The following is a 19,800-nucleotide window of genomic DNA, read 5'->3' as shown; positions in this document are numbered from 1 at the left end:
AATTTAGGGACGACCTTACAAACCGCCAATTGAGACAGGATGGCGCACCTCTATTAAGAAGTCTTGAATCGGTATCTCCAGATATTTCCAAGGCATGTCAAAAAATGTGCAGCGGTTTTGGGGCCCACGACATGCATCAAAACAAGGAGCTTTAAACGCATTCGCCCGCGGCAAAACCGGAAGCCCAGGCCCACTGAAAATTATAGCCGCCGAGCCAGCCGGTGACGTCGACGCATTCGCCGATGAAATAAAGGCCGGGCACGGCTTTGGCTTCCATGCTGCGGGAATCGAGCGCCGCCGTGTCGATGCCGCCGAGCGTCACTTCGGCGGTGCGGTAACCTTCCGAGCCTGACGGTTTCACCGCCCAGTTCTGGACGCCGGCGGCAAGACGCAGCAGCACCTTGTCCGGCAGGTCGGCCATGTTGCCGGAGATCTTTTCGCGCTCGACGAGAAATTGTGCCAGCCGCTTCGGCAGGATCTCGCCGAGTGCCGTCTGCGGCGACTGACGGCCATTGATCTGTTTTGCGGTCTTCAGATGGGCGGCAATGTCGATATCCGGTTCGATCGAGACCACGACCTCGCCGCCTTCGCGCCAAAAGGAAGAGATCTGCAGGACAGCGGGGCCGCTCAGCCCGCGATGGGTGAAAAGCAGCGCTTCGCGGAAGGCGGTCCTCCCGTGGCGGATTTCGGCCGGGACTGCGATGCCGGCGAGCGGCGCGATGCTTTCCAGCAGGCCGGGATCGAGCGTCAGCGGCACGAGGCCGGGTCGGGTTTCGAGCACGGCCAAGCCGAACTGCTCGGCGAGGCGATAGGCAAAGCCGGTGGCGCCCATCTTCGGGATCGACTTGCCGCCGGTGGCGACGATCAGCGACGATGCTTCACAGTGACCTTCGCTCGTCGATACCCGGAAGCCGGATTCGGTCTTTTCGACGGCTGATATTTCGGTGCCAAGATGCAGCGCCGCACCGGCCATGCGCATCTCCGCTAGCAGCATGCGGATGATGTCTTTGGCGCTATCGTCGCAGAAGAGCTGGCCCAGCGTCTTTTCGTGCCAGGCGATGCCGTGGCGGTCGACCATGGCGATGAAATCGGCGGGCGTGAAACGGGCAAGCGCCGACTTGCCGAAGTGCGGGTTGGCGGAGAGGAAATTCTTCGGGCCGGCATGGATATTGGTGAAATTGCAGCGGCCGCCGCCTGATATGCGGATCTTCTCGCCAGGCGCCCTGGCATGGTCGAGGATGACGACCGAGCGGCCGCGTTTTCCGGCACGGATGGCGGCCATCATGCCCGCCGCTCCGGCGCCGATGACGATAACGTCGCTTTTGCGCTGCAAACCCGTTTCCCCGATCAAACCCCGCGTCTTCTTTTCCATCAAAGGGCGAAAGTCAACGTTCTCAACCCCTCGCCAATTGGCAAAGTCTGGTTATGATGGCGCCACGATCAACGCAAACCGGTGTGTCATGTCCCCAAAAAAGACGACGCTGAAGCCTGCCAGAAACGTACCCGCCTCGAAGAAAACTCCCCCGGAACCCGGATCCCTGCGTGGCGTTGCGAACTGGAAGGAAGCAGCGCGGTGGCTGAGGGACAGGGGCATCGAAGACATCGAATGCATCACGCCGGACCTTGCCGGCGTTGCGCGCGGCAAGATGATGCCGAGTTCGAAATTCACCTCCAACACCTCGCTGGCGCTGCCTTCGGCAATCTACCGGCACACGATTTCGGGCGAATATCCCGACGAGACGGAGAGCTTCCGCTATGAGCCGCGCGACAGCGACCTGAAGCTGATGCCCGACCTTTCGACGCTTTCCGTCGTGCCTTGGGAGACCGACCCGACGGCGCAGGTGATCTGCGACATCGTCGATTCGGACGGTGGGGAAGTCCCCTATACGCCGCGCAACGTGCTGAAGCGGATCATGAGCCTCTATCATGAGCGCGGCTGGAAGCCGATCGTGGCGCCCGAGATCGAATTCTACCTCGTCGCCAAGAACGACGATCCCGACTATCCGCTGCACCCGCCGAAAGGCCGGTCCGGCCGCTCGATCCTCGGCGGCCAGGGCTATTCGATCGCCGGCATCAACGAGTTCGACGAGCTGATCGACGACGTCTATCATTTCTCGGAGAAGCAGGGGCTGGAGATCGATACGCTGATCCATGAAGAGGGACCGGCGCAGATGGAGATCAACCTGCGCCACGGCAATCCGATCGAACTTGCCGACCAGGTGTTCCTGTTCAAGCGAACGATCCGCGAGGCGGCGCTGAAACACGACATCTACGCGACCTTCATGGCCAAGCCGATGCAGGGCCAGCCGGGTTCGGCGATGCATATCCATCAGTCGGTGGTCGATATCGAGACGGGCAAGAACATCTTCTCCAATCCCGACGGATCGGCTTCGAAGGAATTTTTCCATTTCATCGGCGGCATGCAGAAATTCGTGCCGAGCGCGATGGCGATGCTTGCACCCTACGTCAATTCCTACCGGCGCCTGCAGCCCGATATGTCCTGCCCGGTCAACAATGCCTGGGGTTACGACAACCGGACGACGGCGTTCCGCGTGCCGGTTTCCGATCCGCAGGCGCGGCGCGTGGAAAACCGGCTGCCGAGCTCGGACGCCAACCCCTATCTCGCACTCGCCGCCTCGCTCGCCTCCGGCCTGCTCGGAATCATGAACGAGATCGAGCCGACGGCGCCGACGGAGGATTCGGCCAATGAGGGCTCGATCGACCTGCCGCGCGGCCTGCTGGAGGCCGTGGCGCTGCTCGAGGACGAACCCGCCTTCGAGGAGATGTTCGGCAAGCAGTTCATCGGCCTTTATGCCGGCGTCAAGCGCGGCGAGTTCGAAACCTTCATGCAGGTGATCAGCCCTTGGGAGCGGGAATTCCTTCTGCTCAACGTGTGAGGGACCATCATGGCATCGCAGGAGACATGGCAGAGCCCGATCGCGCCCGGGCTGTCCTGGTATCAGGCAACCGTCGGGGAGCGGCCCACCTACCCCGCTCTCGACGGATCGAGAACATGTGACGTCGCGATTGTCGGCGGCGGTTATACCGGCCTGCAGGCCGCCTATAATCTTGCCAAAGCAGGCGTTTCAGTGGTGCTGATCGAGGCCTGCCGCTTCGGCGACGGGGCGTCCGGGCGCAATGGCGGCCAACTGGGCACCGGCCAGCGATGGTGGCCGGAAGAACTCGAGGAGAAGATCGGCTACGAACGCTCGAAGGCGCTGTTCGATCTTGCCGAAGCGGCCAAGCGCCATCTCATCGATTTCGCTCGCGAGCATCAGATCGAGATCGACTATGTGCCCGGCCAGCTCAATGTCGCACACAAGGCGAGCTACAAACGCGACTATTACGAAAATGCCGAAATCGCCGCCTTACGCTACGGTTATCCGTATCTCAGCTTCATGGACGAGGAGGAAACGCAAGAGAGGCTCGGCTCGAAGCGTTTCCATTGCGGCGTGCGCGATGTCGGCACCGGCCATATCCATCCGCTGAAGCTGCTGGTCGGGCTGGCGCGGGTCGCTGCCAATGCCGGTGCTGCAATTTTCGAGATGACCAAGGCGACGGCGATCCGCCAAAGCGGCGGCAAGGTGACGATCGAAACCGAAAGGGGAACGATCACCGCTGAGCGCGCGCTGATCGCCTGCAACGGCCATATCGGCGACCTCGAGCCGGTGACGGCAAGCCACGTCATGCCGATCCGCTCCTTCATCGGTGCCACGGCACCGCTCGACGGGCATCCCGAGGTGCTGCCCGGGGGCGAGGCCGTGGCCGATTCGCGCTTCGTCGTGCGCTACTTCCGCAAATTCGGCGACGGCCGTCTGCTGTTCGGCGGACGCGAGGCCTATACCTCGGACAATCCGCGGGACATTTCGCTGCACATCCGCCGGCAGATTGCCGAGATCTACCCGGACCTCAAGGACATCGAGATCACCCATGCCTGGGGCGGCAACGTCGGTATCACCATGCCACGCCAGCTCTTCGTGCGCGAGGTCATGCCCGGTGTCATCTCGATCGGCGGTTATTCCGGTCATGGCGTCATGCTGTCAAACTACTGTGGCAAACTCTACGCGGAAACGGTGCTTGGAAAATCTCGCGATCTCGACCTCTTCACATCGCTTGATATTCCAGCCTTTCCCGGTGGTGCGCGCATGCGGGCGCCGTTGCTTTTCCTCGCCTTGTCGTGGTTTGCGCTTCGCGACAAGTTTTAGTCCGATTGCGGATTTCATCTTCCGGAAATTCGCTCTAAAACCGGTGCCTGAGAGATTCATTGCACTGCACACTGGCTTTTTAAATCGATTAGATTAAAAGAGCCGTCAACCAAGCCTGATTGAGAGACAAGCTCATGAGCAGCCAAATCATTCCCGTTGAGCCTTTTGATTACGTCGTTTTCGGCGGCAGCGGCGACCTTGCCGAGCGCAAATTGCTGCCCGCGCTTTATCATCGCCAGATCGAAGGCCAGTTCAGCGAACCGACCCGCGTGATCGGCGCCTCGCGCAGCCCGTTGACCCACGAGGAATACCGCAATTTTGCCCGCGATGCGCTGAAGGAACACCTGAAGAAGGGCGAATACGACGAGGCTGAGGTGGAGAAGTTCTGTGCCCGCCTCTACTACGTCTCGGTTGATGCCCGCACGGATACCGGCTGGGATCAGCTGAAGAAGCTGCTCGACGAGGGCAAGGACCGTGTGCGCGCCTTCTATCTCGCGGTCGCGCCCGGCATCTTCGGCGATATTTCGCAGAAAATCGCAGACCATAAGCTGATCACCAAGTCGACCCGCATCGTCGTCGAAAAGCCGATCGGCCGCGATCTCGCTTCTGCGCTGCAGCTCAACGACACGATCGGCCGTGCCTTCAAGGAAGAGCAGATCTTCCGCATCGACCACTATCTCGGCAAGGAGACGGTGCAGAACCTGATGGCGCTGCGCTTTGCCAATGCGCTCTACGAGCCGCTCTGGAATGCCAACTACATCGACCACGTGCAGATCACCGTGGCTGAATCGGTCGGCCTCGAAGGCCGCGCCGGCTATTACGATACGGCGGGTGCGCTGCGCGACATGGTGCAGAACCACATTCTTCAGCTACTCTGCCTGACGGCGATGGAAGTGCCCTCGTCGATGGATTCGGAAGCCGTGCGCGACGAGAAGCTGAAGGTGCTGCGCGCGCTGAAGCCGCTCAATGCCTCCAACGTCGAGCAGGCGACGGTCCGCGGCCAGTATCGCGCCGGCGCATCGGGTACCGGCCCGGTCAAAGGCTACCTCGAAGAGCTCGAAGGCGGCGTCTCGAACACCGAGACCTTCGTCGCCATCAAGGCCGAGATCAACAACTGGCGCTGGGCCGGCGTTCCCTTCTATATAAGAACCGGCAAACGCCTGACCGGGCGCATGTCCGAGATCGTCATCACCTTCAAGCCGATCCCGCACGCGATCTTCGACCAGGCGGCCGGGCGCATCGTCGCCAACCAGCTGATCATCCGCCTGCAGCCGGATGAGGGCGTCAAGCAGTCGCTGATGATCAAGGATCCGGGTCCGGGCGGCATGCGCCTGCGCAACGTCTCGCTCGACATGAGCTTCGCCCAGGCCTTCAACGTCCGCAATCCGGACGCCTACGAGCGCCTGCTGATGGACGTGATCCGTTCCAACCAGACGCTGTTCATGCGCCGCGACGAAGTCGAAGCCGCATGGAAATGGGTGGATCCGATCCTCAAGGGTTGGGAAACGACCGGCCAGCAGGTGCAGGGCTATACGGCCGGCACCTGGGGGCCGAGCCAGGCCATCGCGCTGATCGAGCGTGACGGCCGCACCTGGCATGACGAAATCTAGGACGACATCGATGACATCGACCCTGCATTCCTTCGCCAGCGCCGCAGACCTCGCCGGCAGTCTCGCCGATAAGGTCGCCGATACGCTTTCGGCAGCGATCGCCGCCCGCGGAACGGCGTCCATCGCCGTTTCCGGCGGCTCCACACCGAAGGCCTTCTTCCAGGCGCTTTCGACGCGCGACATCGCCTGGGAAAAAGTGACGATCACGCTTGTCGACGAACGCTTCGTGCCGGCCGACAATCCGCGCTCGAACCATCTGCTGGTCGATGCCAATCTCCTTCAAAACAAGGCAAAGGCGGCGCGCTTCGTGCCGCTTTACCAGCCGGCACCTTCCGTCGAGGAAGCTGCAAGACTTGCGACTGCAAAAAGTGCCGAGATCGGCATCCCCTTCGACATCGTCATCCTCGGCATGGGTGGCGACGGCCACACCGCCTCGTTTTTTCCCGGCGGCAGCAATCTTGCCAAGGCGCTCGACGCATCGACGCAGCGCGGCATCATCACCATGGAAGCGGAAGGGGCCGGCGAGCCGCGCCTGACCTTCACCTTCTCCAGTCTTGAGGATGCCGCACTCCTGGTTCTCCATATCGAGGGCGAAGGCAAAAAAGACGTTCTCGCCAAGGCGGAAGGCAGCGGTGAAGAGGCAGAAATGCCGATCCGCGCCATTCTGCGCCGGGCCACTTCCCCGGTCGAGATCTACTGGGCTCCCTGATCCGCCGCAGATTTGAAATTCAGATCTAGGCCGGAGCCGCCGAAACAGATAGAGACAACGAACAAGGCAGGGATTTTCCATGTCCGCTCATGCACGCATCTCTGCGATCACCGATCGCATCGTCGAACGCTCGAAGCCCACCCGCGAACGCTATCTCGAACGCCTGCGCGCGGCCGCCTCGCAGGGCGTGCAGCGCTCGGTACTTGGCTGCGCCAACCTTGCCCACGGCTTCGCGGTCTGTTCCCCCGCCGACAAGGATGCGCTTGCCGGCGACCGCATCGCCAATCTCGGCATCATCACCGCCTATAACGACATGCTCTCGGCCCACCAGCCGTTCGAGACCTATCCGGCGATCATCCGTGAGGCAGCCGCCGAAGCCGGCGGCGTGGCGCAGGTGGCCGGCGGCGTGCCGGCGATGTGCGACGGCGTCACCCAGGGACAGCCGGGCATGGAGCTCTCGCTCTTCTCGCGCGATCTGATCGCCATGTCTGCGGGCGTCGGCCTGTCGCACAATATGTTCGATGCCGCCCTCTTCCTCGGCGTCTGCGACAAGATCGTGCCAGGCCTGGTGATCGCAGCCCTGTCCTTCGGGCACCTGCCGTCGATCTTCGTTCCGGCCGGCCCGATGACCACAGGCCTGCCGAACGACGAGAAGTCGCGCGTGCGCCAGCTCTTCGCCGAGGGCAAGGTCGGACGCGCCGAACTGCTGGAAGCGGAATCGAAATCCTATCACGGCCCCGGCACCTGCACCTTCTACGGCACCGCCAATTCCAACCAGATGCTGATGGAGATCATGGGCTTCCACATGCCGGGCTCCTCCTTCATCAATCCCGGCACGCCGCTGCGCGAAGCGCTGACGCGCGAAGCTGCCAAGCGGGCGCTGGCGATCACCGCGCTCGGCAACGAATTCACGCCGGCGGGTGAGATGATCGACGAACGCTCGGTCGTCAACGGCGTCGTCGGCCTGCATGCGACCGGCGGCTCGACCAATCATACGCTGCACCTCGTCGCCATGGCGCGGGCAGCCGGCATCCAGCTCACCTGGCAGGACATTGCCGAGCTTTCGGAAATCGTCCCGCTGCTTGCCCGCGTCTATCCGAACGGACTGGCCGACGTGAACCATTTCCAGGCGGCCGGCGGCATGGGATTCCTCATCAAGGAACTGTTGAAACACGGCCTGGTGCATGACGACGTTCGCACCGTCTTCGGTCAAGGTCTCCAAGCCTATACGGTCGACGCCCGTCTCGGCGAAAAGGGCGCCGTCCTGCGCGAGCCGTCGCCGGAAAAAAGCGTCGATCCCAAAGTTCTCTCCAGCATCGAGACGCCGTTCCAGGCGAATGGCGGGTTGAAGATGCTGCGCGGCAATCTCGGCAAGGCGGTCATCAAGATATCGGCCGTCAAGCCGGAGCGTCACATCATCGAAGCGCCAGCGGTCATCTTCCACAGCCAGCAGGAGCTGCAGGATGCCTTCAAGGAAGGCAAGCTCAACCGCGATTTCATCGCCGTCGTGCGCTTCCAGGGCCCAAAGGCGAACGGCATGCCGGAACTGCACAAGCTGACGCCACCGCTCGGCGTGCTGCAGGACCGCGGCTTCCGCGTAGCGCTGCTGACCGACGGGCGCATGTCCGGCGCATCCGGCAAGGTGCCGGCCGCGATCCACGTCACGCCGGAAGCGGTCGACGGCGGTCCGATCGCCCGCATCCGCGAGGGCGACATCATTCGCCTCGACGCGATCAAGGGCACGCTCGAGCTGCTCGTCGATGCGGCCGACATGGCCGAGCGTGAACCTGTCGTCGTCGATCTTTCCGACAATGAATTCGGGATGGGCCGCGAGCTCTTCGCACCGTTCCGCCGCGCCGTCGGACCTTCGGACCAGGGTGCGAGCGTGCTCTTCCACCACTGAGCGTGGTCACTGGAGACAGACAAAAACCCACGGGGCGCGCGCAGCACCCCGTGGGTTTTTGATTTCAGTCGAATGGTCCCTCAGGCCCGGACGTCGAGAACGTAGTCGCGGTGTGCCGGATGGGTGCTGTAGACGAAGATCTTGTTCAGCTCCTTCTGCGTCAGCAGGCGCAGGAAGCGCACGTCGATCGTATTGTTGGCGTTGACCTTCATCAGCAGGCAGCCGACTTTGGTGATGCGGGCATCCGGAATATCCAGATAGAACTGCTTCGGTAGGCTGAACTGGGTCAGGATCGCGAGTGTCGCGCTGCTCATCGAGATCCGGACAATGTCGCAGCGGCGCGAAGCCGCGTGCATGACGCCCTTTTCCGTATATTCGATGCGCGCGGCATTCATCGTGTCCTCCATCTTGAACCGCGCCTCGCGGTCATACATGAAGGATTCTTCCTTGCTCAGGAAATGAGATTTTGGCTGTGACGGATTGGAAGCGGCCACGTGCTTATCCCCCTCATAAATTGACGAGGAAAAGGTAGCAGCCGATCTTTAACAGAAAGTGAGAATTCGGCCCGTCCTGCACAATTCCTGGGGTGATCACCCCAAAAATGGCCGCCTCATTTCCGGTAGGTATGACCGGTTGCGTCAAAGAGATGCAACTTCTGCCTGTCGGCGGCAAACCGCATCCTCTGGCCCTTCTTCACATCATAGATGCCGGGCAGTTTGACGACGATCGGCTCGCCGGGAACCAAGCCCTCGATATAAAGCAGCGTCACTTCGCCGAGCGCTTCGACGATCGACACCTCACCTTCGAAAAGGTAGTCGGCGCCGTCGGCAACCCCGAGATCCTCCGGACGAACGCCGAAGCTTGCCTGCTTGCCCATTTCGGACGCATCGGTCGCGATATCGAGCGTCACCGACATGCCGCCGGTCAGCGTCACCGTCGTCTGGCTTCCAGTCCCTGATATCGTCGCGGGGATGATGTTCATCGCCGGCGAGCCGATGAATTTCGCAACAAAGAGGTTTGCCGGGCGCTCGTAGAGGTCCAGCGGCGCACCGACCTGCTCGATATTGCCGGCGGAGAGTACGACGATGCGGTCGGCGAGCGTCATCGCCTCGACCTGGTCATGGGTGACGTAGATCATCGTCGTATCGGCCATCTGTTCGTTCAGACGGGCGATCTCGATGCGGGTCGCGACGCGCAGCGCGGCATCGAGGTTGGAGAGCGGCTCGTCGAACAGGAAGACCTTGGGATCGCGGCAGATGGCGCGGCCGATCGCCACGCGCTGGCGCTGGCCGCCGGAAAGCGCCTTCGGCAGGCGACCGAGATATTGGGTCAGCTGCAGGCTCTCGGCCGCCGCCTTGACGCGGCGATCGATTTCCTGCTTGCTTTCGCCGGCGATCTTCATGCCGAACGCCATGTTATCGAAGACGGTCATATGCGGGTAGAGCGCATAGGACTGGAAGACCATGGCGATGCCGCGCTTGGAGGGCGGTACGTCATTGACGAGATGGCCATCGATATACATCTCACCGCCGGTGATCGCCTCAAGACCGGCGATCATGCGCAGAAGCGTGGATTTGCCACAGCCGGACGGACCGACGAAGACGATGAATTCGCCCTGCTTGATATCGAGGTCGATACCGTGGAGAACGTCCACGGAACCGTAGGATTTGCGAATATCCTTCAGCGTCAGTCCAGTCATTTCTCTCTCCCCTGCGTTCTTTAGGCGAGACGGGCGAAATACGCCCCCCAGGCCGGAATATCGATCTTGTCGCCATAGTTGTTGCTGGTAAAGCCATGGCCCGTCAATGCCTGCCATTCTCCCGCCGGCAAGATGACGCCGACCTCGGCCGGGCTCATGTTGAAGATGCAGAGCAGCTTCTCATTGCCGTATTCACGGGTGAAGACCAGCGTATCGCCCTGTGTTTCCTCGAATTCGATCTCGCCCTTGGCAAAAGCCGGGTGCAGCTTTCGGAAGGCGATGAAGCGGCGATAGTGCTCCAGCACGGAAGTCTCATCGCCCAGCTGGACGCTGACGGCACGCAGGATATGCTCGACCGGCACCGGCAACCAGGGCTTGACCGTCGAGAAGCCGCCCTGGGCGACCTGGCTGTCCCAGACCATCGGCGTGCGGCAGCCGTCGCGGCCCTTGAATTCCGGCCAGAACTGGATGCCATAGGGGTCCTGGAGATCCTGATAGGCAAGATCGGCCTCCGTCAGCGCCAGTTCCTCACCCTGATAGAGGCAGACGGAGCCGCGCAGCGTCAACAGCAAAGAGGCATAGAGCTTGGCAAAGGCGTCGTGATCGGCGACCAGCCCGCCCCAGCGGCTGACATGGCGCATGACGTCATGATTGGAGAAGGCCCAGCAGGCCCAGCCATCGGGTGCGGCAGCTTCGAAATCCTGCATCACCTCCTCGACCCGCTCCGGCGTCAGCGGATCGGGCGCCAGGAACTCGAAGGCATAACACATATGCATCTTGTCGTTGCCGGAGGTGTATTCACCCACGATTTCGAGGCCGCGCTGGCTGTCGCCGACTTCGCCGACGGCGGCGATCGCCGGGAACTCCTCGAGAACGGCCCGGAAGCGCTTCAAGAACGCAAGATTCTCGGGCCGGTTCTTGTCGTAGAGATGCTCCTGGAAATTATAGGGATTGACCGCCGGCGCCGTCGAGGCGTTGCGGCGTTCGGGGGCAAGCGCCGGATTGTCGCGCAGCTGCGTGTCATGAAAATAAAAATTGATGGTGTCCAGGCGGAAGCCGTCGACGCCGCGATTGAGCCAGAAGCGCACGACATCGAGCAGACGGTCCTGCACCTCAGGGTTATGCAGGTTCATGTCCGGCTGCGAGGTCAGGAAATTGTGCATGTAATATTGCATGCGCGTCGGATCCCACGCCCATGCCGAGCCGCCGAAGATCGACAGCCAGTTGTTCGGCGGCGTGCCGTCCGGCTTGGCGTCGGCCCAGACATACCAGTCGGCCTTGGCGTTGGTCTTGCTGGAGCGGCTTTGCACGAACCAGGGATGCTGATCCGAGCTGTGGGAGATGACGAGGTCGATCATCACGCGGATGCCGAGGCGATGGGCCTCTGATATCATCGTGTCGAAATCCACCAGTGTGCCGAAGATCGAATCGACGTTCTCGTAATCGGAAACGTCATAACCGAAATCACGCATCGGCGAGGTGAAGAAGGGCGAGATCCAGATCGCATCGACGCCAAGGCTTGCCACATGCGGCAGGCGGGCGGTGATACCCTTCAGGTCGCCGATGCCGTCGCCGTTCGAGTCCTGGTAGGAGCGCGGGTAGATCTGATAGATCACCGCGCCGCGCCACCAGTCCTTGTCAGGGGTCGAGATCGAATGGGAAGCCACGTTCATGGAATATCCTGTTTGAAGTCACGTTCGGGAATGGTCAACCTCCCTTGACCGAACCTGCCAGCAGACCGCGCACCAGATAACGCTGCAGCCCGAAGAAGACGAGCAGCGGCACGATGATGGTGACGAAGGCTGACGCCGTCAAAATCTCCCAATTGCCGCCGCGCGAGCCGAGCAGCGCGTTCAGGCTGCCGGTCAGCACGATGTGGTCCTTGTCGGTACCGAGGAAGACCATGGCGACGAGCAGGTCGTTCCATACCCACAGGAACTGGAAGATGGCGAAGGAGGCGAGTGCCGGGAAGGATAGAGGCAAAACGATGCGGACGAAGATCTCGAAATCACTCGCGCCATCGACGCGGGCGGATTCGATGATTTCCTTCGGCAGGCCGGCGATATAGGCCCGCAAGAGATAGATGGCGAGCGGCATGCCGAAAGCGGTATGAGCCAGCCAGATGCCGGGATAGGTCTTCGACGGCTGGCCGAGCATGTTGCCGATCTCGTTGTAGAGACGCAGCAGCGGGATCAATGACATCTGCAGCGGCACGACGATGAGGCCAACGACGAGCGCGATCAGCAGCGCGCGGCCGGGAAACTCCATCCAGCTGAGCGCATAAGCGGCGAAAGCGGCAATCAGGATCGGGATGATCGTCGCCGGGATCGTCACGGTCAGCGAGTTGATGAAGGATTGGCCGATGCCCTCGCCTCTTAGAACCGTGTTGTAGTTCTGCATGGTGAATTCCGGCGGCGCCGAGACGGATGCATAGATGCGCCGCGGGCGCTGGTCGGGCGAAAAGGCGGCGTTCTTCACATAGCGATAACTGCCGTCGCTGTTGATCTGCAGGGTTTCGCCGTCGCCGAGATCGGCGGTCTCGCCGGCCTTGAAGGCGGCCGGCTGCTGCACGCGATTGCCGAAGGCCTTTACCGCGCGGCCGGTCTGGCCTTCCAGCACATTGCCTGCAATGACATAGGCGGCACCTTCCTGCTGCTGCTGGTCCGGTGTGCCCAAGCGAACGGCAACGGTCTGCGTCGAGCCGACGAAGGCCGTCCACCAGCCGGAGACGACGATCTGGTCCTTGTCGCGCAGCGCGCTGACGAAGATGCCGAGCGTCGGGATGAGCCAGATGATGACAATCAGCAGAACGGCTGCGTGAACGAAGAGACGGGCGGGACCGATCTTGAAATAGCTTCCGATAGCGGTCATCTCAGTGCCCCTTCAATTCGCGATTGGCGCGGCGCACGTTCCAGACCATGATCGGCGTGACGGCGAGCATGATGATGATGGCGATGACCGCGCTTCGGCCGGAATCCCCGCCGCCGCGGAACATCCAGTCGAACATCAGGTTCGCCAGCACCATCGTCTGCCACTGGCCGTTGGTCATGGTCAGCACGATGTCGAAGACCTTAAGGACGAGGATGGTGATCGTCGTCCAGACGACTGCGATGGAGCCCCAGATCTGCGGCACCATGATGCGCCAGAAGATCTGCCAGCCATTGGCGCCGTCGATGACGGCCGCTTCGATCGTCTCTTCCGGAATGCCGCGAAGAGCCGCCGACAGGATGACCATGGCGAAACCGGTCTGGATCCAGATCAGAATGATCATCAAGAAGAAGTTGTTCCAGAAGGGAATGGAGATCCACACCTCCGGCGTGCCGCCGAAGGTCTGGACGATGGCGTTCAGCAGGCCGATCTGGACGTCGTTGCCGCCGCGATATTCATAAATGAATTTCCAGATGACCGAGGCGCCGACGAAGGAGATCGCCATCGGCATGAAGACGATGCTCTTGGCGATATTGCCCCACCAGATGCGATCGGTCATCACGGCGATGACGAGGCCGAAGAAGGTGCAGGCAGCAGGCACCACGGCGAGCCAGAGGATGTTGTTGAAGATCGCCTGGCGGAATTCGCGGTCGCCGAGCGCCCATTTGTAGTTGGCGAGGCCGACGAACTGCAGACCGGCGCGGTCGTAGAAGGAGAGGATGAAGGTCGCAACGACGGGATAGACGAGGTAGACGATGAGCAGGAACAGCGCCGGGCCGATGAACAACCATGGCCGGATCAATGCACGCCGGTTGAGATTGCGCGATGCGGCGCGGATGTCGCCATCCTTCACCGGCAGAGCGAGATCCAGGATCTTGTTCGAAAAATAGAAATAGGCCGAGCACGCGACAACGGCGACGACCACGACGCTTAAAGCGGACACTATCTGCAACAGCATTTCGTCCCTCCCCTGCTTCCCCTGATCTTATTCCGACCGGTTTTTATTCTGACGGGTCAACGCCGGTCACCGTCAATTTATTTGTATTGCCCAATCACAATATATCCTGCGATGGCCGGGCTCTTTGCGAGTCCGGCCAGTCATGCAAAGCCATGCCGCCGGCAAGCCGGCGGCATAATTTTAGAAGATTACTTGATGCCGTCCCAGGCGCTCTGGATTTCGCCTGCAGCCTCTTCAGCGGACTTGCCGCCGACGAAATCGACCATGCCGGTCCAAAAGGCGCCGGCGCCGATCTTGCCCGGCATCAGGTCGGAACCGTCGAAGCGGAAGGTGGTGGCGGAGGTCAGGATATCGCCTTCCTTCTTCATCTGCGGGTTGGCATAGGCCTCGGTGCTGACGCTCTTATACGGCGTCAGGAAGCTCGACTGCGCCATCCAGACCTCATGGGCGATCGGGGTTTTCAGGAAGTCGATGAAGGCGCGAGCAGCCTTCGAGTCCTTGGCGATCGAGACGAGCGTGCCGGCGCCCAGAACCGGCTTGCCGAGTTCGGGATGCGAAGCAAAGGTCGGCATGTAGAAGAAGTCGGCATCCTGGCCGAGCTTCGTGCCCTCAGGGAAGAAGGACGGGATGAACGAGGCCTGATGGTGCATGTAGCACTTCGGCGGAACCGCAAAGAGGCCCTTCGGGCTGTCGCGGAAATCGGTCGAAGCCACGGCTGCGACGCCGCCATCGACGTATTTGGCGTTCTTGGCGAACTTGCCGAACTCGTCGATCGCGGCAACGACGGCCGGATCGGTGAACTTCAGCTCGTTGGTCGTCCACTTATCGTAGGCTTCCGGCGGCTGCATGCGCAGCATGATGTCCTCGACCCAGTCGGTCGCCGGCCAGCCGGTGGCGCCGCCGGAACCGAGACCGATGCACCAGGGAACGCCGCCGTCCTTGACGATCTGGTCGGTCAGGGCATGCAGCTCTTCCATGGTCGTCGGGATCTTGTAACCGGCTTCCTCGAAGTTCTCCGGAACATACCAGACCAGCGATTTTACGTCGGCCTTGTAGGGGAAGGCGTAGAAGGCTTCCTTGCCGTCCTTGCCCTTGTAGGTGCCATAACCGACCCAGCTGTCGCCGGCGCCGTAATTGTCCTTGATCCACTTGGAGTTGTCATCGCCGAGCGGCGTCAGGAAGCCCTTGCTGGCGAGATCGGCCAGGAGGCCGGGCTGCGGCAGAACGGCAATGTTCGGCGGCGAACCCGCCTGCGTGTCGATGACGATCTGCTGTTCGTAGTTTTCGGAAGAGGAGTATTTGGCATCGATACCGGTGGCTTCGGTGAAATAGGCAAGCACGCTCATGAAGAACGCCTCGTCCTCACCGCGCCACGGCCCGAAGATCGTCAGCGGCTGACCCTTCAGATCGGCATGAGCAGCCTTGAACTCGTCATAGCTCTTCCAGTTGAACTTGGAATCCTGTCCCGGGGCAAATTTCAAATCGGCCGCGGACGCAGCACCGGCAAAAAGCGCTGCCACGGCAACGCCCATCAAAAATGACTTTTTCATGTGATCAACCTCCCATCACAATCCCAACCGCGCCGAATTCCCTTAATAAAAGAAATTTCAAAGCGCTTTGACACCAAACTCATTCCACTTTCGGTGGAATGGAGTCAAGTTAATTCGCGAAAACCCGTTGTGAATACGCCAGATATCGCGGCATATCGCGGCGCAACAGCGCCTATCGGGAAATATGGAGCGATTTTTCTTGAGTCAAGCGCGCCAGATGATACATAATTGAAAGCGCTTTGGATGCCACTGGGAGGCGGCAGGCCTTTTCAAGACGGCTGACGGGCGGGCTGGGAGGAAGCATAGCAGGTGAATCTCAAACAGCTATCGGAATTGCTGGGGCTGTCTCAGACGACGGTGAGCCGGGCGCTCAACGGCTATCCCGAGGTCAATGAGGCGACCCGGGAGCGCGTGCTTCAGGCTGTCAAGGAAACCGGATACAGGCCGAACAAGGCGGCGCAGCGGCTTGCGACCGGCAAGGCAGGCTCGATCGGTCTCGTCATGCCGACGGCGCCCGGCCACCAGTCCGACGTGCATTTCGGTGAATTCCTGGCCGGGCTCGGCGAAGAGGCCGTGCGCCACGATTTCCACTTCGTCATCATGCCGGCCGACCCGGATGACGAGGTGGCGGCGCTGCGCCGCCTTGCGATCAGCGGCAATGTCGATGCCCTGTTCGTCGCCTATATGCGCGGCCACGACCCGCGGCTCGCCATGCTGAAATCGCTCTCCATGCCCTATGTCGTGCACGGTCGCTCATACGGTTCGGAGCCGGATTATCCCTATCTCGACATCGACAACGAAGGTGCCTTCTACGATGCGACGCGGCTGTTGCTGCAACTCGGCCATACGCGTTTTGCGCTGATGAACGGGCCGATGCATCTCGATTTCGCCATCCGCAGGAAGAACGGCGTCCTATCAGCCCTTGCCGAGCGCGGGCTCACGCTCGAGGAGGGTTGCACGAGCCACGCGCTGATGACCGACGAACAAGGCCTGCTGGCGATGGAACATTTCCTGCAATTGCCGGAGCGGCCGACAGCGATCCTCTGCTCCAGCACGGTGCTGGCGCTCGGCGCGATCCGCGCGGTCAACCAGGCCGGATTGCGGCTCGGTGAGGATATCTCACTGATCGCCCATGACGACGTGCTGCCGCTGCTGAAACCGGAAAGCTTTTCCGTACCGCTGACGACGACCCGCTCTTCATTGCGGGCGGCCGGCCTGCGTATCGCGCAGCGGCTGATCGGCACGGTGAAGCATGCCGGCCCCTTCCCCGACCAGGAGCTCTGGAAGACCGAGCTGATCGTCAGGGCCTCGACCGGTCCCGTTCCCCAGTCCTAGAACAGGATGCCGAAAACCGCTCACACTTTTCGGCATCATGTTCTAATCAAAACTGCGGCGGCGTCTGCCCTGCCGTGCGGTGGGCGGCGATGACCGTGTTGGCCATCAGCATGGCGATGGTCATCGGCCCGACGCCGCCGGGAACCGGAGTGATGGTGCCGGCGACCGCCGAGACCTCCTCGAAGGCGACGTCGCCGACGAGCCGGGTCTTGCCTTCGCCTCTTTCGGGGGCTGCCACCCGATTGATGCCGACGTCGATGACCGTCGCACCGGGCTTCACCCAATCGGCCCTGACCATCTCCGGCCGGCCGACGGCGGCCACCAGGATATCGGCGTTGCGGCAGACCTCGGCGAGATTCCTGGTCCTGGAATGAGCAATCGTCACCGTCGCATTGGCGTTGAGCAGCAATTGCGCCATCGGCTTGCCGAACAGGTTGGAGCGACCGATGACGACGGCGTTGAGGCCGGAGAGATCCTCGCCATGGGTGCGGCGGACGAAGACCATGGCACCGGCCGGGGTGCAGGAGACAAGTCCGGTCTTCAGGTCGCCGGTGGCGAGCTTGCCGGCATTGACGACGCTCAGGCCGTCGACATCCTTTTCCGGCAGGATCGACTGGATGATCGCCTCGCTGTCGAGCGGCTTCGGCAAGGGCAGCTGCACCAGAATGCCGTGGATCGACGGATCGGCGTTGAGGGTGGCGACGAGAGCTGCCAGATCCTCCTGCTTCGTTTCCGCCGGCAGCGTGTGCTGAACGGACTTGAAGCCGCACTCCTTGGCCATGCGGCCCTTGGAGCCGACATAGGCGTGGCTTGCCGGGTCGTCGCCGACGATGACGACCGCAAGGCCGGTGGTGACGCCGCTGCTCCTTTCCAGCGCCGCCGTCGCACTCTTGACCGTCTGAATGACCGATGCAGCTACGTTCTTTCCGTCGATTACTGTCGTCACGCGTGTCTCCGCCCTGTTTCGCGTCAATCTATGGATACTCGGCGAGCGTCAATTGCCCGCTAACGCCCTATCCTGTCGGAAAGCGGCAATGCAATAGCAAGCTTGCAAGGAAATGTTCGTTCAGCGCAGCGGCTGCCGCGCTTCGAGCGCATGAACACGAAGCCGGTCGCGCAGGCCGGAGATTTCGGAGCGCAGCAGCTCCATTTCGTCGAGCGGCGCGGGGGCCGGCACAGGCATTGAGGGCAGTGGGGCCTGCGGCCGGGATACGGGCTTTTTCTCGCTTGCGGAATCGGCGACGGGCCTACGCAGCCGGAGCAGGAAAGCCGCAGCAAGGCCTATCGCAAGGCCCGCCGCGGCACCAGTCAGGGTTCGGCCGATCAGACCATCGCTTGCCGATACTGCGGTTGCCAACGCCGGCTTCAGGAGAACGATACGACCGTCGGCGGCCGTTTCCACCGCTGCGGACGTCGCCTCTTCGAGGCGCGAGCGGGCGGCATTCGCCTTTTCGCTGAGTTCGGTCAGGCGTGACAAATCGACGCCGGTGTCCCGGCTCTGGGCGATCAGCGTGTTGCGGCGATCGTTCAGGCCCTTGCGCGCATCGACGGCGGCCTTAGCAGTGAGGTTGGCAGTCTGGGCAAGACGGGTAAGCTCCTTGCCCATATTCTCCTTGAGACCGTCCGTTTCGGCCTGCTGCTGCAAGAGGCGCGGATGGCGCGGACCAAGCTCGGCCGAAAGCTGCGCAAGCGTCGTTTTGGCGACGGAATATTTGTCGCGCCAGTCCTGTAGCGCCGGCGAAAGCATATCAGAGGGGAGCGAGCCGTCGAGCACTTCGGCAAGTTTTGCGGCCTTGAGCCGGTCGGCCTGCGCCTTGGCGGCAAGGATATTCTGGTCTGCCTCTTTCAGATCGGCATCGAGCCGGTCGATCTGGCGGCGAAGATCGATCGCTACCTTGACATTGCCCTCGCCGCTCTTCGCGGTGAAGGCGGCAAGCTCCGCTTTCACTTCGTCATAGGTTTTACGCAAGGCGGCATCGGTCTCGACGTTGCCGCCGGCTCCGTCTGCTGCGGACACCGCTTCGGCAAGCCTTGCGGCGATGCGCATGGATTTGCCGCTGTCGCCGGTCGTCACCCTGACGAGGATGGTGCCGGCGGCGGCATCGGGCAGTATCTCGACCGCATGTTTCAGCGTCGCCTCGGCGCGCGAGGCCGGATCGGCAGCAGCACCGGTCGCCGAGAGCAGATCGAGCGCGACGCCGAGCGCATTGGCGCTGGCGCCGGCAAATTCGGGATCATGATCGAGTTTCAGGGCGGCCACCGTCGAAGCAACCACCCGCGCCGACAGCAGCCCTTTCGCCGCGGCCTGGGTGAAGGCAGCGCGGCTTGCTACATCGCTCTTCACCGCAAGTGTCGCCTCGGCACGATAGAGGGCGGGCGAAGCTGGCATCAGCGCCGGCAAGCCCGCGCCGATGATCGTCGCGGCGGCCACCATCATCGCAAGGCCGATCCCGCTCGCCCGACGCAGCGGCGCTACCGACCGGGGGTCGGCGGGCTCTTCACGGACAGCGGCCAGGGGTGCGGGTGAGATCATCGGCTGGTCGGCCGGAACGCCCAGCTCTTCATCGCCCGCCGGCTCCTGAGGAAGCGGATGGCCGACGTCGTTGGCGGCCCGGAGGCGGTTGCCGAGGATGGTTTCGATGCGGTCGACCAGCGGTGCGGTGCGCGCCGCACTGGCGCGCTGTTCTTCCAGCGCGCGGCCGATGGCGCGCAGCAATTCGGCCTCGGGCGGCGCGATATCAGGCCGGCTCGACTGGGGCGGAGCATAGGAATCGCCATGGGGGCGCGGCCCTGCGGCTGCGCGATCCTGGAAGCTGTTTCTGGCCCTGATATCGTACATTTGCGCCACATCTCATGCACATGATGGCCGAGTTCGCTCATCCGCACGAATGCAGATGATTAAA

15 protein-coding genes are annotated in these 19,800 nt (G+C 62.0%); 6 read left to right on the top strand and 9 right to left on the bottom strand.

Going from position 1 to position 19,800, the window contains the following annotated elements; genetic code table 11:
• Window positions 1–151 precede the first annotated feature (151 nt).
• Entirely contained in the window at window positions 152–1,372 is a 1,221-nt protein-coding gene (locus BS630_RS12330) for a BaiN/RdsA family NAD(P)/FAD-dependent oxidoreductase (RefSeq protein WP_077977657.1), read from the bottom strand.
• An 88-nt stretch (window positions 1,373–1,460) separates the two neighbouring features.
• Between BS630_RS12330 and BS630_RS12325 the strand changes: the two genes are divergently transcribed.
• The 5 genes from BS630_RS12325 to edd all read left to right on the top strand — a co-directional run bounded on the left by BS630_RS12325 (window position 1,461) and on the right by edd (window position 8,427).
• Entirely contained in the window at window positions 1,461–2,897 is a 1,437-nt protein-coding gene (locus tag BS630_RS12325) for a glutamine synthetase family protein (RefSeq protein ID WP_017967073.1), read from the top strand.
• Between the two features lie 9 nt (window positions 2,898–2,906).
• Window positions 2,907–4,205 (top strand): NAD(P)/FAD-dependent oxidoreductase, encoded by a 1,299-nt coding sequence (locus tag BS630_RS12320; protein ID WP_077977656.1) that lies wholly within the window; start codon window positions 2,907–2,909, stop codon window positions 4,203–4,205.
• Window positions 4,206–4,339: 134 nt separating this feature from the next.
• A complete protein-coding gene (gene zwf, locus BS630_RS12315; RefSeq protein ID WP_077977655.1) occupies window positions 4,340–5,815 on the top strand; it encodes a glucose-6-phosphate dehydrogenase in 1,476 nt (491 codons plus the stop codon).
• Between the two features lie 10 nt (window positions 5,816–5,825).
• The gene (pgl, locus tag BS630_RS12310) at window positions 5,826–6,524 is read left to right on the top strand and encodes a 6-phosphogluconolactonase (RefSeq protein WP_077977654.1); all 699 of its coding nucleotides are present in this window, start codon (window positions 5,826–5,828) and stop codon (window positions 6,522–6,524) included.
• A 79-nt stretch (window positions 6,525–6,603) separates the two neighbouring features.
• Window positions 6,604–8,427, top strand: coding sequence for a phosphogluconate dehydratase (edd, locus tag BS630_RS12305; protein WP_077977653.1), 1,824 nt, complete (start codon window positions 6,604–6,606; stop codon window positions 8,425–8,427).
• A gap of 80 nt (window positions 8,428–8,507) precedes the next feature.
• On the opposite strand, the gene BS630_RS12300 is transcribed toward edd, so the two are convergent.
• From BS630_RS12300 to BS630_RS12275, 6 genes are all read right to left on the bottom strand, one after another.
• Window positions 8,508–8,861 (bottom strand): hypothetical protein, encoded by a 354-nt coding sequence (locus tag BS630_RS12300; protein ID WP_077977652.1) that lies wholly within the window; start codon window positions 8,859–8,861, stop codon window positions 8,508–8,510.
• 176 nt (window positions 8,862–9,037) lie between these two features.
• Entirely contained in the window at window positions 9,038–10,126 is a 1,089-nt protein-coding gene (locus tag BS630_RS12295) for an ABC transporter ATP-binding protein (RefSeq protein WP_077977651.1), read from the bottom strand.
• 20 nt (window positions 10,127–10,146) lie between these two features.
• The gene (gene bglA / locus BS630_RS12290; protein WP_077977650.1) at window positions 10,147–11,799 is read right to left on the bottom strand and encodes a beta-galactosidase BglA; all 1,653 of its coding nucleotides are present in this window, start codon (window positions 11,797–11,799) and stop codon (window positions 10,147–10,149) included.
• 34 nt (window positions 11,800–11,833) lie between these two features.
• A complete protein-coding gene (locus BS630_RS12285) occupies window positions 11,834–12,997 on the bottom strand; it encodes a carbohydrate ABC transporter permease (RefSeq protein WP_020048507.1) in 1,164 nt (387 codons plus the stop codon).
• 1 nt (window position 12,998) lies between these two features.
• Window positions 12,999–14,012 carry a carbohydrate ABC transporter permease gene (locus tag BS630_RS12280; protein WP_077977649.1) on the bottom strand — a complete coding sequence of 338 codons (1,014 nt, stop codon included), beginning with the start codon at window positions 14,010–14,012 and terminating at the stop codon, window positions 12,999–13,001.
• A 188-nt stretch (window positions 14,013–14,200) separates the two neighbouring features.
• Window positions 14,201–15,562, bottom strand: coding sequence for an ABC transporter substrate-binding protein (locus tag BS630_RS12275; protein ID WP_011650499.1), 1,362 nt, complete (start codon window positions 15,560–15,562; stop codon window positions 14,201–14,203).
• Window positions 15,563–15,871: 309 nt separating this feature from the next.
• Between BS630_RS12275 and BS630_RS12270 the strand changes: the two genes are divergently transcribed.
• Entirely contained in the window at window positions 15,872–16,897 is a 1,026-nt protein-coding gene (locus tag BS630_RS12270; protein WP_077977648.1) for a LacI family DNA-binding transcriptional regulator, read from the top strand.
• A gap of 46 nt (window positions 16,898–16,943) precedes the next feature.
• On the opposite strand, the gene folD is transcribed toward BS630_RS12270, so the two are convergent.
• Window positions 16,944–17,843 carry a bifunctional methylenetetrahydrofolate dehydrogenase/methenyltetrahydrofolate cyclohydrolase FolD gene (gene folD, locus BS630_RS12265; protein WP_077977647.1) on the bottom strand — a complete coding sequence of 300 codons (900 nt, stop codon included), beginning with the start codon at window positions 17,841–17,843 and terminating at the stop codon, window positions 16,944–16,946.
• Window positions 17,844–17,963: 120 nt separating this feature from the next.
• The gene (locus tag BS630_RS12260) at window positions 17,964–19,736 is read right to left on the bottom strand and encodes a GumC domain-containing protein (protein ID WP_077977646.1); all 1,773 of its coding nucleotides are present in this window, start codon (window positions 19,734–19,736) and stop codon (window positions 17,964–17,966) included.
• Between the last annotated feature and the right edge of the window lie 64 nt (window positions 19,737–19,800).

The organism is Rhizobium laguerreae (genome assembly GCF_002008165.1).
In the GTDB taxonomy this organism is placed as follows: domain Bacteria; phylum Pseudomonadota; class Alphaproteobacteria; order Rhizobiales; family Rhizobiaceae; genus Rhizobium; species Rhizobium laguerreae.
The sequence above is the reverse complement of the archived record's forward strand: the minus strand, read 5'-3'. Positions and strand labels throughout refer to the sequence as shown.

Excerpts from the sequence above, each read along its gene's own strand:
- BS630_RS12320 (WP_077977656.1), top strand. The coding sequence starts at position 2,907 with ATGGCATCGCAGGAGACATGGCAGAGCCCGATCGCGCCCGGGCTGTCC.
- bglA (WP_077977650.1), bottom strand. The coding sequence starts at position 11,799 with ATGAACGTGGCTTCCCATTCGATCTCGACCCCTGACAAGGACTGGTGG.
- BS630_RS12325 (WP_017967073.1), top strand. The coding sequence starts at position 1,461 with ATGTCCCCAAAAAAGACGACGCTGAAGCCTGCCAGAAACGTACCCGCC.
- BS630_RS12295 (WP_077977651.1), bottom strand. The coding sequence starts at position 10,126 with ATGACTGGACTGACGCTGAAGGATATTCGCAAATCCTACGGTTCCGTG.
- BS630_RS12260 (WP_077977646.1), bottom strand. The coding sequence starts at position 19,736 with ATGTACGATATCAGGGCCAGAAACAGCTTCCAGGATCGCGCAGCCGCA.
- BS630_RS12280 (WP_077977649.1), bottom strand. The coding sequence starts at position 14,012 with ATGCTGTTGCAGATAGTGTCCGCTTTAAGCGTCGTGGTCGTCGCCGTT.
- BS630_RS12275 (WP_011650499.1), bottom strand. The coding sequence starts at position 15,562 with ATGAAAAAGTCATTTTTGATGGGCGTTGCCGTGGCAGCGCTTTTTGCC.
- BS630_RS12330 (WP_077977657.1), bottom strand. The coding sequence starts at position 1,372 with ATGGAAAAGAAGACGCGGGGTTTGATCGGGGAAACGGGTTTGCAGCGC.
- edd (WP_077977653.1), top strand. The coding sequence starts at position 6,604 with ATGTCCGCTCATGCACGCATCTCTGCGATCACCGATCGCATCGTCGAA.
- zwf (WP_077977655.1), top strand. The coding sequence starts at position 4,340 with ATGAGCAGCCAAATCATTCCCGTTGAGCCTTTTGATTACGTCGTTTTC.
- BS630_RS12285 (WP_020048507.1), bottom strand. The coding sequence starts at position 12,997 with ATGACCGCTATCGGAAGCTATTTCAAGATCGGTCCCGCCCGTCTCTTC.
- BS630_RS12300 (WP_077977652.1), bottom strand. The coding sequence starts at position 8,861 with ATGTATGACCGCGAGGCGCGGTTCAAGATGGAGGACACGATGAATGCC.
- pgl (WP_077977654.1), top strand. The coding sequence starts at position 5,826 with ATGACATCGACCCTGCATTCCTTCGCCAGCGCCGCAGACCTCGCCGGC.